Consider the following 16,973-nt stretch of genomic DNA (forward strand, 5'->3'; position numbering starts at 1 on the left):
TAAGTGAATACTATTATTTTAACATGAAACCACTTTCTAATCATTTGTTATAGCTAATCGTGCTTTAATAAATGTTTATCTAGCTACTTATAGTAATTACGATAATTAATTTATTTCAACTTCTATGATATGATTAATCATAATTGATATAATAACTATTATTACTATATCTAAAGGAGCTTAAAATAATGTATGAAATCTACGTCTCAACTCATGCGGGAAAATAATGTCAAATCACTACGACTAAATAATACGGATAGAGAAATATTCGAGAATTACATGACATATGTACGAGCAGAACTCAGTGTCAATCCCTATGATTCAGAACTAATGCTCAATCGTATATTAAAGCAATTATTGAAGGCAGAAGATAATGGTACCCTTGCTTTGGAATTTTTCAATCACGACCCTAAAGCACACGCAAAGCAGGAGATCCGCGCATTGCCAAACGAAACAATCAATAATATTTTTAACTATATTTATCAAAATTTTATGTTTTTAATAGGTATTTTTTGTTTTTGTAAAGGATTTATTGGGTTCTTTATCGGCGGCAATAACAACCGCATATATCTATACACCTTTCCAATTATTGTCATCATTGGTTTATTTATCATTTTTTTATTTATATGGATGATTTTCAAAACGGTTCAACTTCAATGTTTTAATAATAAAAACTTAGTATGGATATTAACCTACATCGTCATAGGATTACTTATTTCAGCACTCGTCTATGTATTCTTTATCCCACAATCATTCCTTGCAATCGGACCCTATATCACAATTAGCAACTGGCACTTTATTATCGCATCACTCATCATTACACCCATCGCATTCTACACAAAACACCGACACACCAACAAAAACGCCAACACAAGACTATAGGGGCCCCAGCACAAAGAAATGCACCAAGCATTTCTACGTGCAACGCAAGCTGGGGGTGGGGCCCCAGCACAAAGAAATGCGACAAACATTTCTACGGACAACGCAAGCTGGGGTGGGCCCATCATTATGAACTTCCTTAAGAAACTCAACAGATAATATAAATCGGGACAACAATATAAAACATCATAAATAAAGAAACCAGTAAATGAATTTATAAAAAACTCATTTACTGGCTTTTTTCGATGAGCGATGCCCCGCCTGGTGCGCATTTGTAAAACTAATTGACATGAGTCTGGAACATAATTATGTTTTAAGTTATGAACTCTATATTAGCAGTAGTTGACTGGATTAAAAATACGCTTATACCAAGCTTTTTCAATCCTAGTCATCCTTTTCAAAAAGATTAATACTTGAAAGTAAAATAAGATTTCCATCCAGCATCCTCTGGTTTATATCACAAATACATCTATAAAAAAACATACAATCATGATAAACATGATGATCGCTTTGGCAATGTTGCTGGTTAAGAAAGCTACGATTGAACCCAAGCTTGCTTTAAAAGCTTTGTTCACATCGAAATCTTGCATAAGTTCAACTGCAAAAACTGCTACAAAAGGAATAATGATAATGCCAAATGGTGGGAAGACAAAACAACCAACGAGCACACCTATAAGTGCAACATACTCACTTATCTTTGAACCACCATATTTATTAACAAAATATTTATTCATTGCAAAATCAGAGATAAACATGAGTACCGTTAACACTATCATTGACACATAAAATATCCACGATAATTCACCATTATTAAATGCGAATTGATAAATTAAAAAACCAACCCACAACATCAAAACAGAGGGTATCACAGGTTTAATAAGTCCAACAAATGCCAAAATAAATGCGAAAATAATTAATAACCACAATAAGACAGTCATATTAAGATATCACCTTTTCTTCAGTAAATTTTTGATCTTTCGTGAAAAAGATTAGCACCATACCAATAAATATTGAGCTTGCTGATACAAAAAAGACATTTTCTAAACCAACACACTGACTCATGGCACCACCTAATAAATTCCCACATAGCTGCCCAATTACCATCGCATTAGCAAAAAGTGTAGAAGCGTAGCCGGGAAAATCAGGTAAAATATCTTGAAAATAACTGATGCCTAAGCCAAGTAAAATCGCTAAAAAGAAGGCCAGAAAAACTTGCCCAAGCATCATCATATATATGTTATTAAAGATACCAATGCTAAAATAAAACGCACCACCACTTAGTGCTCCAACAATCAATAATGTTCTAGTTTGCAACTTAGTCGCTAACATTCCTAAAATCACCATGAATGGAACTTCTAATCCTGCGCATAAGCTTGCTAATGTCCCCACATAATCTTCAGAAATATGCAACTGTTTTGTTACAAACAACGGCATATTCATGGTATACATCCATTGCCCAATATGTAGCAAAATAAATGCTACAAAAGGCAAAAACAAGGTAACATCTTTCAACATATTCGGCGCTGTGGTTTCAATATGTGCTGTTCCACCAACTTGTTGATCTCCTGTTAACTTTAAATCCTGATAAAAGAAGACCTGCAATAATAACGTAAATAAAATAATAGCAACTGTTCCTCCGAAGAGTCCAGCGTACCCATTAAAATGGATAAGACGTGAACCTATCAACGGCCCGAAAAGGAAGCCAAAAGAAAACATTGATCGTAACACTGTATTGGCAAATTTAGCATTTTTTCTGGAAGACGATATATTGATAGATTCTCTAGCAGAAGCATATAATTGAGGCATTGCTGGTGCAAATAAACCTTGAAAAATCGCATATGTAATAATAAATAACCAAATATCATGAATATAAAAATATATAGAGAAACTAACTGCCCCCATAAATAAGGCAGTAATAATTAAAAACTTACGATTAATATTATGCGTGTCTGAAAAGCGCGCGACTATAGAATTTATTGTAAATTGACTAACCGCAGCAAGCGCTAATAAAATGCCGAACTGATTGGTTGTCATACCTAATTCATTCGTCGCAAATAATACAAAATAGGGTACCGTAATTGCGATACCCATACCGAGAAGCATCATATTTACCACAAATAATTTATAGTTTTTAATATGGAGTAATGCTTTAAACATAAACGTACCCTCTATCCTTAAAATTAATTAATCTAAATGCCGACAAGGTTAACATGATACATATTGCGGCACGATATCCTATAAATTAGCGTATAAAGTTATACATTAAATTAACAAATGAATCTACTTGTGGCAACTGCAACATATTCGCTTCGTAACTCATAAATGTAGAGCGTATCAGTGGCTGACCTTCAATTAATACTTTTTCACATTCAAATTGATTTTTATCAATGTATTTCATCATAACCTCAGGTAAAATAGTTACTCCTACACCACTCAATAACATCTCTTTACATGTTCCAACTTGATCAACAGTAATGGTTGCATGGAAATCTTGTCCTAAGTTATCATTGTACCATTCTTTAATTTGATTAATATAAATGGGATCTGCTTGAAACTCAATAAATGGAAGTTTATCTACTTCTGCCCGCTTATCTTTAGGGTAAATAAAGTAATGTTCATCATTAAATAAATGGGTGTTTGTTAGGTTCATAACCTTATTTCCCCGCGTAATCATAACATGATAATCACGATGATGTGCTTTGATATGTTCAGTCGAACCTACTTGAACTTGTATTTCAACATTTGGAAACTGTGTATTATATAAACTTAAGACATCTGGAAGCAATGTTTGTCCTATCAAAGAAGAACAACCAATAGATATCGTACCATTGACCTCTCCAATATGCGCCTGCATTTTATCGTAAAATAAACGTTCTCGCTTTAACATATCGCGAGCATGCTCAATAATCATAGCCCCTTCTGTTGTAGTAATGAGTTGCTTTTTTGTACGAATAAAAATATCTACGCCAAAATTATTTTCAATTGCTTTTAATCGCTGTGTGACAGCAGGTTGCGAAATATATAATAATTCTGCAGCTTTGCGCAATGTTTTTGTCTCATCCAATGTTATAAGTAATCTATAGTCTTCAATTTTCATAGTTTCCCCCTACAATCCTCTTGCTTATCCATACATAATAAAGTCATAACTAAAACGTTTAGGATTTAAACAGCGCCTATCATAACAATACTTTATAAAGTAAAAGTACTATTAGTGCATAAGTCATTATTTTGGTAAAACATAAAATAATTAAGTAGATAAACCTACATTATAAAAATACTAATTGTCTAATGTAAAATGTATTTTTAAACTCTTGCTAATAATGACAAGCTTCTGTAGAAAGTCCCATCCCTAACTTGCTTTGCTTGTTGAAATATTAACTGCATTTCTTTGTGTTGGGCCCACCCCAACTTGCGTTGTCCGTTGTCTTTCGCTTCGAAAGCCTTTGTGTTGGGGCCCCACCCCAACTTGCGTTGTCCGTTGTCTTTCGCTTCGAAAGTCTTTGTGTTGGGGCCCCACTCCAACTTGCGTTGTCCGTTGCTTTTTGTTTTGAAAGTCTCTATAACGGTTTCTCTTGGCTAATGTTAAACATACATGATTTAAATCTTAGTCTTCTGTAAAGCGTTTTTTTCTTTTATGACGTTGCTGTGGTTGAGGTGCTTGATGGTGATGTCGTTTCGCTTTATGTTTCTTTTGATTCATTTTGCGGTAACAATGCATGATTCGTCGTTCAAGTTCATCAAAATTATCATTTATCTCAATCATCAATTGATGTGCTATCATATAGGCTTCATGATACTGTCTTTTAGTGATTTGTTCATTAACTAACGCATTCATTAAGTCATCTTCATCAACAAGCTCATACTTACCAGTAGGCAATACTAAGACATCTAGAAATAAGTCTAATGTTCTAGCATTACCTTTTTGTGTAATGTTTTTGATATTTATATCGAAATAATATTCTAACGGTTGGCCTTTATCATCAAACATTGCTGTAATACTGTACCGTTTCTTTTCGGGTAAAATCTGCAGCCATTGATAATGGTCATCAGCCACAACCATATGCTTTCCAACTACCGTCACCTCAAGCGGTTCACGTACTTTATTCATCGTCACTAAACCGATAATGCCCTTGAATCTTTTATTATTCACCTTAACTTCTATATATTCCCTTTCTATAAGGCGACGCCAGTGACGTTTATCAATATATTTTACTTTCACAGCCACCAACTCCTTGTCATTATTATATTAGACTAACTATCGTCTGTCATCTTATCCGAAACTTTGTATTAATTACATGCATTTATTTGACTTCGATCATTTATATTCTACTATATATTTATGAATTTTGGTAAAATCGATAATATTACTATGAATTTTGAGATTTAAACTAGATTTTCAAAAATTAAAATTTAAACAAAAGCCTATCACTTGGTCCATAATGTATATACTCACATCTAAGCTAAAAATCACCTTCACATATCATTATATAATACCGTTAAACCACAAGAAAAATTCTAAAAAATAAGAACACCTTGTGCTGTTAATAAGCACATGGCATTCTTATTTAATATGAAATCACAATTGTGTTTCAAGTTATGCGTCTATTCTACTGCATAAGCTTTAATAATCTCTTGGTGTTGAGGATACTTTTCTAATAATATTGCTTGTGCCAATAATTCAAAGTGTTCAAATTCAAATGCAGGTTGACACATACAACCAACAATACCGTATCCTTTAGAATGTTTTAAACTTGAGGCAAATATCGTGCCTTTAGGAACAACACATTGCAAGACATCACCATCAGCAACATTTTGTCCTAACTGTTCAACATAGTATTTACCCTCTGTTGTAATCATATGAATTAAAAGCGTTTCACCACTATGGTGATACCATACCTCATCCGCATCAATACGATGAAAATGAGACACATCTGCATCTTTTAGTAGAAAATATATACTGCTATATGATGCACGCTTTTTATCATCCGGTCGTAGCGTTTCTTTATAATAGCCTCCCTCGGGATGAGGCATTAATTCAAGTCGATTAATCCATTCTTCTGCAGATATCATTATTTTAAATCCACGTTATGGAAAACGTTTTGAACGTCTTCCAACTCTTCAAGTGCATCAACTAATTTTTCAAATGTTTCTTGATCCTCAGCTGATAATTCTATATCCGTTTGAGGTAACATTTCAAATTCTGCTACTTTGAACTCTTCTACACCTATTGCACGTAATGCATCTTGCACTTGCGCAAATTGATCTGGTTCTGCATAGACAACAGTTAAACCATCTTCATCAATAACATCTCTCACATCAACATCTTGTTCCATTAATGCTTCTAATACATCATCCGCAGACTTTCCTTCAATAGCAAATGTAGCAGTATCATCAAACATATATGCAACAGAACCTGATACGCCCATGTTTCCTCCATTTTTACCAAAAGCAGCTCGAACGTCTGAGGCTGTACGATTTACGTTATTCGTTAACGCATCGACAATTATCATAGAGCCGCTTGGACCAAAACCTTCGTATCTAAGATGGTCAAAGTTTTCTTCTCCTGCACCTTTAGCCTTATCGATTGCCTTGTCAATGATATGATTAGGTACTGAATATGTTTTAGCACGTTCTAACACTAAGCGCAATGCTTGGTTTGAATTTGGATCAGGCTCGCCTGATTTTGCTGCAACATATATTTCTTTACCAAATTTAGCATAAATTCTGCTAGTGTTTTTATCCTTTTGGGCTTTTTTCTCTTTAATATTATTCCATTTACGACCCATAATGTCATCTCACTTTCGTTCTTCTAAATTAACACTATTTATTATACATGATTTTCCAACGATTATATATAACATACAGCACGTAAACATGCCAATTTAGTAACAATTCTATTATATCAATATATGTCCGCCTATCATTAACTCATCTTATAGCCGATTGTTTTTATATTGATGATTGAGCTTAAATAAAATTAAAAATACTGACAAAGTAAACTTTGCCAGTACAAACAAACTTAGATTTCTAATAATTCTTCGACATCTTTAAATAAGTCATTAAAACTTTCAATATTGTCATCATTCATATAAATGAAAATTTTACGCTCATCTTCTTCTGAACGTTGTTTACTTAATTTTTCTTTGTCGATAAGTCGACGGATAGAAACAAGTAACTTCGTTCTACTTAAATCTAATTCTTCAATCGCTAATTTTAAAAACGATTGCATCAATACTTTCTTTTCTGAAGTATAATCTTTAGCAAGTTTTAATACTGCTAAATCATTAAGCGTCAGCTTATATTTTTTATCTATATATTCTGACAATAATTTATGCTTCTTATAAAGATTTAGTAATTGATTTAATTTATCTTTACTCAATACTATTGCACCTCCAAATATAAGCGGACAATATATTATAATTATCTACTATGTTTTAGAGGTTGTCGTTTTCATTTGTTTAATATTCATTGCCAAAATTACCAACACATTTGAATTGAATTGCACTACGCATTAATTGCACACTATTTGAATATTTTTATGATTCTTAATGAATCATAACCTAAATTAACTTTAAAATAGTCTTTCCTGAAGTCATGTTCAATAATTCTCATAGTCGTATGTAAATGATCTTCAATTTCTTTTAATAATTCCTGAGTCCAATTGTATTTTTCACGAATATGGCGATTAATGATGTGATTGATATTACCATTTTTCTCGTCAACTTTTTCCGACTTAATTAAACGAATCGATTGTTCGGCTACTTCTTCAAAATGAATTAATACTTCTGTATCACCAAAATAGGTAATTGATGCTTCGCTTTCAAATACTCTCCAATCATATAAAAATAATGTATACTGTGCTTCATTTTCTACTACAATATAATTATCTTTAATTGTTCTGGACTGGTTCATCATCCATTTAATTTGACCAATGATGATGCCTAACACCGTTTTAAAACCATTTTCATCAAAGATATGAATTGCATTAAACGAATTTCTACTAAAATATAAGTTAACACCCATACCATCAAATAACTCTGCCGTTTTCAAAAAGGTTTCAATAATTAATGGGGCACTGTTACTCAAGTCGTTTTCATTATTTAAAAATTGGTGGTTCTCTATATTTAAAAATATAACTTTGCTATATGATAAATCAATTTGTGTTAATATTTTTTCGATATTCTGATACTCTAAAATATTTTTTAATAATAAATGTTGACTATCTTCTAGTAAATATGGTTGTTCAAGGTGAGCATTATCAATAAATAAATAATCAAAACCGATACGTTTTATTTGTGATTCTAATGTTTTAAACATGACTGTTTCGTTAAGCAAACAGCTAATGGCTAAACCAAATCTTAAACCAAATTGCTTATTTTGAATTTTTAAAATAAGCCGATAAATTTCTTTTAGTTCTATTACTTCCATATCAAATACAAGCATGATAATACCACGATCACCATTTGCTAATGATTTCTTATAGTTTAAACGTTCTACTACTTGTACATAAATGCGCTCGATATAATCCATAATTTCTAATGATTGAATTTTAAAGGCAATATGCAAATTATTTGCCGCAATTTTTTTAAACATATCTCCAATTTCAGCATCACTCAGATTATTAATTAATGTTCCAGTACCAAAATTAACATAGATAATTAAATTTTCTGTATTAATATTAGCTTTTCCTTTGATTTTAATAAAGAATAACTCTTTAAACTCTTCAACAGTATTAATCTGAGTTACAAGTTCAAAATTTTGCTTTGTTTTTACTTTATTGTTGTCTATAAATATTTTACGTTCAATATTTTCTTGATAATAATTAATCTGTTGTCTGAGTACTGTTTTTAAATGTTGTTCATTATCCTCACTTAACACTTCATAATTCATTAATAAATATTTATCCTTTATATTTAAACTTCGATAATCATTAGGTGTAATACCAATATAACTTTTAAACATTTTCGTATAGCTAGCCGAATTACTAAACCCTAATTTATCGCTAATATGACTAATAGTTGAATTTTCAGTTAACAAGTATTCAATTGATTCAGCAATTTTTAGTGAATCAACGTATTGTTTAAAACCCATGTTTAAGTTTTGGTGAAACTGTGCGGAAATGTTGGATTTTGAGGTGAATAAATTTTGAGATAGTGCATTTAACGTTAGTTTTTCATGAGAGTGTTTATTAATATATTCTAGTATTTGGCTAAGTTCCCCATAAAATAAAAATTTATATTGATTTTCAGCTGTTTCTAAATCAACACTTCCTTCTGTTGCTATTACTTCCACCATTTGTTTAATGTAGTTTTCATTACTAGTTATGGGCATTTGATTAATATAGTTAATCGCAATTTTAAGCATCAGTTGTTTTAATTTATTGATTGATTTTATTAAGTTCACAGAATACTTATAATCAAAAAATACATAATCGTGATTTTTAAACCAATCGCTCGTAATGTAAAGCATTAATGATTTATGATTCTGCTTAATTGTAAAAATATCTTTATTATTTATGATATATATTTCATCACTAATCGTAGTAGAATTAGCAAAATGCTGAATCGTCAGATCCCCTTGTATAGGTAAAATGACAATAATACCATCGATACATCGTGTTGGTTGATATTCTTCTTTAGTGAGGATTCGAAAAAAAGTATTAGTCATATATCTTCCTCTTTCTAATCTTGCTAGCTCATAACCCTTATATTTTACTTAACATAAAGTCCGCTTTTCCTATAATAATAAGCATAAATTTAACACAATCTAAATATATTAGCAAAAATAAACTAACATATTTATTGTTATGTTTTTTCTATTTTATTGATAACTATAAAATTACATAAAAAAATATTGCGCTTTGGGTTAGTGTAATTCTTTCGCTGATTATTGGCATGCTGTTGCCAAAACTTTACTACACTAAACAAGTAAAACAAAGCGCAAACATCTTTTGATTTAAGATATTTATTTTTCGATTAATTTCGAAAACGGTTTGCTAAGCTTAAAATATCAAGAATAATATTAAGCAAATTAATAAACAGATTAAAACCCATTTCTCTCGGTGAAAATTGACCCCGTTTCATTCTATTAAAATCATATAAAGTATATAGAAGAAACAGAAACAAGCTGACTACCGTGATAACCGTATAAAATACTGGATTATGAATAAACAGTCCAATAAGAGATGCTACAATCAGTGCCAGTAATGTTACAAACAAATATCTTCCTATACTTGATGCATCTTTTATAAAGAAAAACCCTATCACTCCAAAAATAACAAATGCACCAATAGCTAAGACAATATTTTTATAAAATACATCCGCACCTAAATTTTGTAAGTATGTTGTAAACATCGCGTATGATAATAGTCCCACGATAATCGCATAGATATGAGAAATAATCAAACCATATTTACGCGCTCTTTTAAATATTAAGGTAGAAAAAATAAGAACTAACAATCCTATAGACAACGGCATTCGCCATTCATCAGGAAGGTATTGTCCAAAATAACAACCAATACCAAATATAAGCCAATAATACATAAAATATAACCATACTTGCGAATACGCCCATGACTTAGATTGACTGTGATCTGTCATATGTCTTTGTTTCTTTGAAAAATCATTCATGCTATTACTCCTTCCTTCAATAGTTATTTATAACACTAAGACAATAAGATAAACATTGTTTTATTGAAAATGAATAATCCAGTTGGATAAATGCATTTACATTTCATTTTTTATTCTCGAAATATTACAAATTAAATTTTTATATTGAAAATAACTTTCATAATTTCCATTTCTAACCCTTATGCAGCAACGTTTATAAATATATTTACATTTCATCGTCATTTATTAATAATATTACAAGATAGTAACAATACCCACAAAGAAAACTATTTTTGATAATATGGGGGTGTAGTGATAAATCGGAAATTAAATATTTAAATTAAAGTGCATGACTTAATGTGCATTTAAATATAAGGAGGACATGAACGTGAAAAAATTAGCATTTGCTATTACAGCTGCATCAGGTGCTGCTGCAGCGCTTACACACCAACATGCCGAAGCCGCAACACAACACACCGTTAAATCTGGTGAATCTTTATGGAGTATCGCTCAACAGCATAACACAACTGTTAACGATATTAAACAAAGTAATAATCTTTCAAATAACTTTGTATTCCCTGGTCAAGTCTTATCAGTTGGTGGAAATAATACCAACAGTAGCCAATATAGTGGTCAAAATTCTTCAGCAACATCTCATACAGTTCAAGCTGGAGAATCATTAAATCTTATTGCCAATCAATATGGTGTGTCAGTTAATGACTTAATGCGCGCTAATAATTTAAATGGCTATTTAATCATGCCAAATCAAACATTAAATATCCCAAGTGGTTCTGGCAATGGTGCTGGTTCTGGTGGCACAACAGTAACACCTTCAAATACAAACACAACACCAACATTTAACCATTCTAATCTATATACTTCCGGTCAATGTACTTGGTATGTATTTGATCGTCGTTCTCAAGCCGGCAAACCAATAAGCACTTATTGGTCAGATGCAAAATATTGGGCTGGAAATGCTGCTAATGATGGTTACCGTGTAGATAACTCACCTGAAGTTGGCGCAATTATGCAAAGTACACCTGGCCCATATGGTCATGTTGCATATGTTGAACGTGTTAATGGCGACGGTAGTATTTTAATTTCTGAAATGAATTATACTTATGGTCCATATAACACAAATACTAGAACTATCCCTGCTTCAGAAGTTTCTAGTTATGCATTTATCCATTAATATAACAATAATCAAAGCGTGAGACCTAGCTCTTACGCTTTTTTATTTTGTTAAAAATTATCTTTTAAGTCCATTTCACTCAAAAGATATAAATAGATAGCTTTGAACTTATTTATAACGGATTAAAATCTAACCGCCTAAAGTTTCTATTGTTAGCGTTATTGCATCATCATTTTATACATCAGACATCACATTCACTTAGTTTAAAGAAAGCCAACGGACAACGCAAGCTGGGCTGGCTGAGACAGCCCGAGTTATACACTACGAAGCAATGAATATGAATAAGCCAGTAAATGCATTTACTAAAAACGCATTTACTGGCTTATTTTTCTAAAAATGATGTCCTAGCCTGTTTTAGCAATATTTTAATTAATAACTTATTATGCTTTATAAGAAAATATGCATAATCAAATAGATAATAGCTGCCAATACAGCTGAAATAGGTAATGTAATTACCCATGTGATAACCATACGTTGCGCTGTACTCCATTTTACGCCTTTCACACGATTAGCTGCACCTACACCTAGAATAGATGAAGATACAACGTGCGTAGTAGATAATGGGAAATGTAGTGATGAAGCCACGAAAATAGTTAATGCTGATGATAAATCAGCTGCTGCACCGTTAGCAGGTCTAATTTTCATGATATTACCACCTACAGTTTTGATGATTTTCCAACCACCAATTGCAGTACCTAAGCCCATTGCGGTAGCACAAGCTACTTTAACCCATAACTGAGGTTCTACTTGGTGTTGCACATCAGCTACGATTAAAGCTAAGGTAATAATCCCCATTGATTTTTGAGCATCGTTTGTCCCGTGTGAGAAGGATTGCAATGCTGCCGTAAAAATTTGGAAAAATCTAAAGTTACGGTTAGATCTTGTTAAATTCGCATTTTTAAAGACAATTTTCACAATGGAATACATGATATAACCTACACAAAATGCAATGATTGGTGAAATAATCAATACGATAATAATTTTGGTAAATCCTTGATAATGAATATCCATGAAAGAACCAGTTGATGCAATTGCTGCACCTGCAATTGAACCAATCAAAGCATGAGATGATGAACTAGGTATACCATAAAACCATGTTACTAAATTCCAAATAATTGCTGAAATAATTGCTGCAAGTACGACAACGAGCCCATTATGTAATTCAAATGGATTTACAATATCCTTTGTAATTGTTCCTGCCACACCAGTAAATGTTAAGGCACCAATAAAATTCATAATTGCAGCTAATAGTATAGCTCTTCTCGGCGTTAAAGCACGAGTAGATACCGCTGTAGCTACCGCGTTTGCAGTATCGTGAAAACCGTTGATAAAGTCAAATATCAATGAAAAAACAACGATAGCTATCGTAATAATTAATACGTAATCCATCTTTAAGAACTCCCTTAGCTATTTTTCATAATGATTGTTTCAAAGTTATTTGCTACAACTTGGCATTTATCAGCGATTTCTTCCATGCTTTGGTAAATGTCTTTTATTTTAATTAATGTCATTGGATCAGTTTCACTATTAAATATATGCTTCATTGATTGACGTAAAATACCATCACAGTTTGTTTCAAATTCTTTAATATTAATAGAATGAATGCGCATATGTGATAATTTTTTATCTACAAGTAAGCCGACCGCTAATTTCATTTCAGCTACTGCTTTTTGAATGTTTTCAACAAATTCTGCCATATATTCATCAGTATATTCGATTGAATACATTTCAAACATTGCAGATGTTTCTTCCATTGCATCTAATACATCATCGATTGCGTTGCATAATGATAGGATATCCTCACGTTCAATAGGTGTAATGAATGTTTGATTTAAATCTGTAATAACTTGATGCATTAATTCATCACCGTGAGATTCATAAGTTTTGATATTGTCAGAATACGCTTTTAAATCTAAATGTGTATTGAAATCCATTTTACCGAATTCCATTGCTGCACGATCTAAATTGAAAACCATTTCTTCAAGTTGAACCATGAACTTATCCTTTTTCTTTGTAAACATTTTAAATCCTCCATTTAAGCGATTGAAAATCATCACTTCCGTAATTTAATACTACTAAAGACAATCCCTATTAAGAAAATTGTTACATTATAATCACTCTAACCCGATTCATTTTCTGACTTTTGTAAATATTTTGTAAGTATGTCATTATGCATCGCGAAAAAATGTTCTCAAATACTGACTTTGTCCCTCTTTGAAAATAGCATAAAATTTACAATATCACAATTCTATTTACAAATTCTTTACAATTAGACAATGTAATCGTAATGCTTGATGCAATAAGTAACTGGAATACACTTTTTAATGACTGTATTTTAAAGCAACTTAATATATGGCCATAACACCATATCTATGAATGATATATTGGCAGTAGTTGACTGGATTGAACATATGCTTATATCAAGCTTTTTCAATCCTAGTCAACCTTGCCGGGGCAGGACTACGAATTCATAATGAATGCTGTCCCGCTTCCTCTCTGTTGAGGCCCACCCAACTTACGTTGTACGTTGAATTGCTTGGCGCATTTCTTTGTGTTGGGGCCCCCACCCCAACTTGCTTTGCTTGGGGAAACTAATTTTATTAGTTTCTCTGTGTTGGGGCCCCTATATCGAGTGGCTGATGGTGCGTTTGGTGTGGTTGTATGTGATGATTGCAAATATGGCGTATATGGTGCTGTATATGGTCATAACGATGTATATAGGGCTTGTATTATTGGTTCCTATGATGTCCATGAATCCTCTTGAGATGAAGTAGGCGTGTAGTAGTGCAATGATGAGTGGTAGACCAAAGTTGAATGTGACTTTAAGTTTTAGTCCTTTTGTCATATCGTATTGGTTGAAACCTAATTTACGCAGTATGGAATAGTTTTCGAGTTCATCTTCGGTTTCATCCATTTGTCTAATATATATAATACAGCCTACTGCGATGAGAAATGTGATGCCTAAAAATGATGTCACAAATAGCACAATTCCTGTTATGCTGGATACTTCGCTTACAATCTGACTACGTGTTTCTAGTTGATGATTCATATCATTAACAATCATCTCCAGTTTAGGTACGTCTTTCCGGTGTGTTAAATCAAAGCCATATTGTACTATCTTATCTTTCTTTTTAGCATGTGTTTTAATTTTCTGATAGTCTGAATCATTCAATATAAACGTTGGGTCTCCTAAATCATTATCTTCTTTAAAATAAACGTCATGTATTACCTTGTTTAATTTCACATTAATATGATGTTTTTTAGTACCTATACCTGTAGTACCATGTGGGTAATGTTTCATATACTGTCGAATTGTTCCATCAGGGATAATTAAATCTGCTTCACCTTTCTCTACGTTCCGATTAGGAAAAAAGGCAGCACTTGTGACATTAACATAATATGGTCTAGCAGTATCGCTATTGAATAATTTATTTTTATAAAGGTGTGTATAAATTAATTCTTTATAATTATAGTCATGTTCAATCTGTCGTTGATTTAACATATATGATAATTGATTAGCAGCAGCAGTTTGATTCGTTGTAACATCATATGGAGAGGCCAATAGTACTTCGTTCGTTAACGAGCTGCGACTTATTGCAGCGATACAAAGAACTGTAACAGTAATAGATGAAATAATCGCCATTACCGTTAAGGAAAAGGCGTTTTTACGCACACGATAGACTAAAGACGATGTAAATATGACATCACTCACATTCACAGACCCTTGCTTAAACCTTTTTAATAATTTTAAGACTAAAGATACAGAACTTCTAAAGAAAAAATATGGCCCTATTAATAATAAAATACAAATGATAAACAATACTGAAATATGTACAAAATCAACAAGATGATTCGTAATAAAGTAATAGCTTGTTGCGATCATCAGTAACCCTAATATGCCGAAGATCGCTTCCTTAAAACTCAACTTACTATTGCTTAATGCTTTAACTTCCGTATCTTCAAATAATTCTGTAAGCGAATATCTATAAATAAAAATAATCGATTGCACCATAGTTAAGATAAACGCACTACCAATAAGCATACCAGTTTGTAACAGGGCTTCAGCACTAAATACAATTGGCGCAGTCGCTTTAGCGCCTAACAATTTCAAGACAATCATCAATAAAATTTTAGTGCTAAATAAGCCGATTAGAATACCAATAATAGACGTTACGAAATAAATAGCAATCTGCTCAACCATTACAATATGTACTAAATTACGCTTACTTAAGCCTATCACTTGATATAAAGCAAATTCTCGAAAGCGCCGCTTAACAAATAGCATATTTGAATAAATGATGAAAATAAGAATAATCACAAATAAAAAATAACTGCCAAATTGTGTTCCTTCACGGATGACATCGAAAGATTGATTAATATTAATATGGCGCACATACCTAATTGTGACAAAGCTAAAATATAAGACAATACTAATAATAAGTGACAATAAATACAGCGCATAATGCCTCATATTTTGTCTAAAGTTTTTCAAGATAATATGATTAAAATTCATGATGAACCCCACCTAAAACACTTTGTGTGCGAATAATTTCACGATAAAATGTTTCATCGTCATCATCCCCTTGATAGAGCTCAGTAAATATTTGTCCATCTTTCAACATGACTACACGATTAGAAAAGCTTGCTGCTAATGGATCATGCGTGACCATGATAATTGTCGTTTGTCGATATTTATTCATATAGACAAGTCGTTCCAATAAATCTTGAGAACTTTTGGAGTCTAAAGCGCCTGTAGGTTCATCTGCAAAAATAATTTTAGGTAATGTAATAAAAGCGCGTGCGGCAGATGTTCGCTGCCGTTGACCACCAGAAAGTTCTGAAGGGTATTTATCACCCAGTTCTGCAATATTTAATGTTTCAACAACTTTATGATAACGCTTCATTGCCATCTCTTTACTAATTTTTTGTACAGATAACGGCAATAAAATATTCTCTTTTACCGTCAATGTATGTAGTAAATTATAATCTTGAAAAATAAACCCAATATCCCGCTTACGCATATCAGATAGCGCTTTATTCGACATTTTTTCTAGTTTATGTCCAGCTAATTCTACTGAACCTTGTGACATATAATCAATTGATCCCAAAATATTTAATAACGTCGTTTTTCCAGAGCCAGAAGGTCCCATTATTGAGACAAATTCACCTTCATCAACTGAAAGATTAATACCTCTTAATACTTCCTGCTGCATATCTTTACTTCCGTATATTTTAGTTAATTCTTTAACTACTAATATTGACACAACAACACTCCTTACATCCATCTTCACTCT

General features: G+C 32.1%; 15 protein-coding genes. 2 read left to right on the plus strand and 13 right to left on the minus strand.

Going from position 1 to position 16,973, the window contains the following annotated elements:
- The first annotated feature begins 192 nt into the window (after positions 1–192).
- Positions 193–882, plus strand: a complete 690-nt coding sequence (locus AL499_RS05035; protein WP_002479384.1) for a DUF1129 family protein — start codon at positions 193–195, stop codon at positions 880–882.
- 449 nt (positions 883–1,331) lie between these two features.
- Here AL499_RS05035 and AL499_RS05040 read toward each other — a convergent pair whose 3' ends face one another.
- From AL499_RS05040 to AL499_RS05085, 9 genes are all read right to left on the minus strand, one after another.
- Positions 1,332–1,817, minus strand: a complete 486-nt coding sequence (locus AL499_RS05040) for a DUF456 domain-containing protein (protein ID WP_002492997.1) — start codon at positions 1,815–1,817, stop codon at positions 1,332–1,334.
- A 1-nt stretch (position 1,818) separates the two neighbouring features.
- Positions 1,819–3,036 (minus strand): sugar efflux transporter, encoded by a 1,218-nt coding sequence (locus AL499_RS05045; protein WP_037540843.1) that lies wholly within the window; start codon positions 3,034–3,036, stop codon positions 1,819–1,821.
- An 85-nt stretch (positions 3,037–3,121) separates the two neighbouring features.
- Entirely contained in the window at positions 3,122–3,976 is an 855-nt protein-coding gene (locus tag AL499_RS05050; protein WP_002459796.1) for a LysR family transcriptional regulator, read from the minus strand.
- Positions 3,977–4,483: 507 nt separating this feature from the next.
- Positions 4,484–5,098: a ribonuclease FAU-1 family protein gene (locus AL499_RS05060; RefSeq protein ID WP_002493006.1), complete on the minus strand. Its 615-nt coding sequence runs from the start codon at positions 5,096–5,098 to the stop codon at positions 4,484–4,486.
- A gap of 383 nt (positions 5,099–5,481) precedes the next feature.
- Positions 5,482–5,949 (minus strand): cupin domain-containing protein, encoded by a 468-nt coding sequence (locus AL499_RS05065; protein ID WP_002459798.1) that lies wholly within the window; start codon positions 5,947–5,949, stop codon positions 5,482–5,484.
- On the minus strand, positions 5,949–6,665 hold the full coding sequence (locus AL499_RS05070; protein WP_002493004.1) for a YebC/PmpR family DNA-binding transcriptional regulator: 717 nt from the start codon (positions 6,663–6,665) through the stop codon (positions 5,949–5,951). The genes AL499_RS05065 and AL499_RS05070 overlap by 1 nt, the downstream gene beginning before the upstream one ends.
- Before the next feature lie 233 nt (positions 6,666–6,898).
- On the minus strand, positions 6,899–7,258 hold the full coding sequence (locus AL499_RS05075) for a transcriptional regulator, SarA/Rot family (protein ID WP_002492965.1): 360 nt from the start codon (positions 7,256–7,258) through the stop codon (positions 6,899–6,901).
- Positions 7,259–7,401: 143 nt separating this feature from the next.
- Positions 7,402–9,546: a helix-turn-helix domain-containing protein gene (locus AL499_RS05080; protein WP_002493010.1), complete on the minus strand. Its 2,145-nt coding sequence runs from the start codon at positions 9,544–9,546 to the stop codon at positions 7,402–7,404.
- A 308-nt stretch (positions 9,547–9,854) separates the two neighbouring features.
- A complete protein-coding gene (locus tag AL499_RS05085) occupies positions 9,855–10,478 on the minus strand; it encodes a Bax inhibitor-1/YccA family protein (RefSeq protein ID WP_371089515.1) in 624 nt (207 codons plus the stop codon).
- A gap of 397 nt (positions 10,479–10,875) precedes the next feature.
- Here AL499_RS05085 and AL499_RS05090 point away from each other — a divergent pair, with 397 nt between their 5' ends.
- A complete protein-coding gene (locus AL499_RS05090) occupies positions 10,876–11,679 on the plus strand; it encodes a CHAP domain-containing protein (protein ID WP_002479388.1) in 804 nt (267 codons plus the stop codon).
- 387 nt (positions 11,680–12,066) lie between these two features.
- Here the strand turns inward: AL499_RS05090 and AL499_RS05095 are convergent, their stop codons facing one another.
- From AL499_RS05095 to AL499_RS05110, 4 genes are all read right to left on the minus strand, one after another.
- Positions 12,067–13,068: an inorganic phosphate transporter gene (locus AL499_RS05095; RefSeq protein WP_002459804.1), complete on the minus strand. Its 1,002-nt coding sequence runs from the start codon at positions 13,066–13,068 to the stop codon at positions 12,067–12,069.
- 14 nt (positions 13,069–13,082) lie between these two features.
- The gene (locus AL499_RS05100) at positions 13,083–13,700 is read right to left on the minus strand and encodes a DUF47 domain-containing protein (protein WP_002479389.1); all 618 of its coding nucleotides are present in this window, start codon (positions 13,698–13,700) and stop codon (positions 13,083–13,085) included.
- Positions 13,701–14,302: 602 nt separating this feature from the next.
- On the minus strand, positions 14,303–16,192 hold the full coding sequence (locus tag AL499_RS05105) for an FtsX-like permease family protein (protein WP_002479390.1): 1,890 nt from the start codon (positions 16,190–16,192) through the stop codon (positions 14,303–14,305).
- Positions 16,182–16,943: an ABC transporter ATP-binding protein gene (locus AL499_RS05110; protein ID WP_002479391.1), complete on the minus strand. Its 762-nt coding sequence runs from the start codon at positions 16,941–16,943 to the stop codon at positions 16,182–16,184. Before AL499_RS05110 ends, AL499_RS05105 begins: the two co-directional genes overlap by 11 nt.
- Positions 16,944–16,973 lie beyond the last annotated feature (30 nt).

Source organism: Staphylococcus lugdunensis, from assembly GCF_001558775.1.
GTDB lineage: Bacteria > Bacillota > Bacilli > Staphylococcales > Staphylococcaceae > Staphylococcus > Staphylococcus lugdunensis.

Excerpts from the sequence above, each read along its gene's own strand:
- AL499_RS05035 (WP_002479384.1), top strand. The coding sequence starts at position 193 with ATGAAATCTACGTCTCAACTCATGCGGGAAAATAATGTCAAATCACTA.
- AL499_RS05040 (WP_002492997.1), bottom strand. The coding sequence starts at position 1,817 with ATGACTGTCTTATTGTGGTTATTAATTATTTTCGCATTTATTTTGGCA.
- AL499_RS05045 (WP_037540843.1), bottom strand. The coding sequence starts at position 3,036 with ATGTTTAAAGCATTACTCCATATTAAAAACTATAAATTATTTGTGGTA.
- AL499_RS05050 (WP_002459796.1), bottom strand. The coding sequence starts at position 3,976 with ATGAAAATTGAAGACTATAGATTACTTATAACATTGGATGAGACAAAA.
- AL499_RS05065 (WP_002459798.1), bottom strand. The coding sequence starts at position 5,949 with ATGATATCTGCAGAAGAATGGATTAATCGACTTGAATTAATGCCTCAT.
- AL499_RS05070 (WP_002493004.1), bottom strand. The coding sequence starts at position 6,665 with ATGGGTCGTAAATGGAATAATATTAAAGAGAAAAAAGCCCAAAAGGAT.
- AL499_RS05080 (WP_002493010.1), bottom strand. The coding sequence starts at position 9,546 with ATGACTAATACTTTTTTTCGAATCCTCACTAAAGAAGAATATCAACCA.
- AL499_RS05085 (WP_371089515.1), bottom strand. The coding sequence starts at position 10,478 with ATGACAGATCACAGTCAATCTAAGTCATGGGCGTATTCGCAAGTATGG.
- AL499_RS05095 (WP_002459804.1), bottom strand. The coding sequence starts at position 13,068 with ATGGATTACGTATTAATTATTACGATAGCTATCGTTGTTTTTTCATTG.
- AL499_RS05100 (WP_002479389.1), bottom strand. The coding sequence starts at position 13,700 with ATGTTTACAAAGAAAAAGGATAAGTTCATGGTTCAACTTGAAGAAATG.
- AL499_RS05105 (WP_002479390.1), bottom strand. The coding sequence starts at position 16,192 with ATGAATTTTAATCATATTATCTTGAAAAACTTTAGACAAAATATGAGG.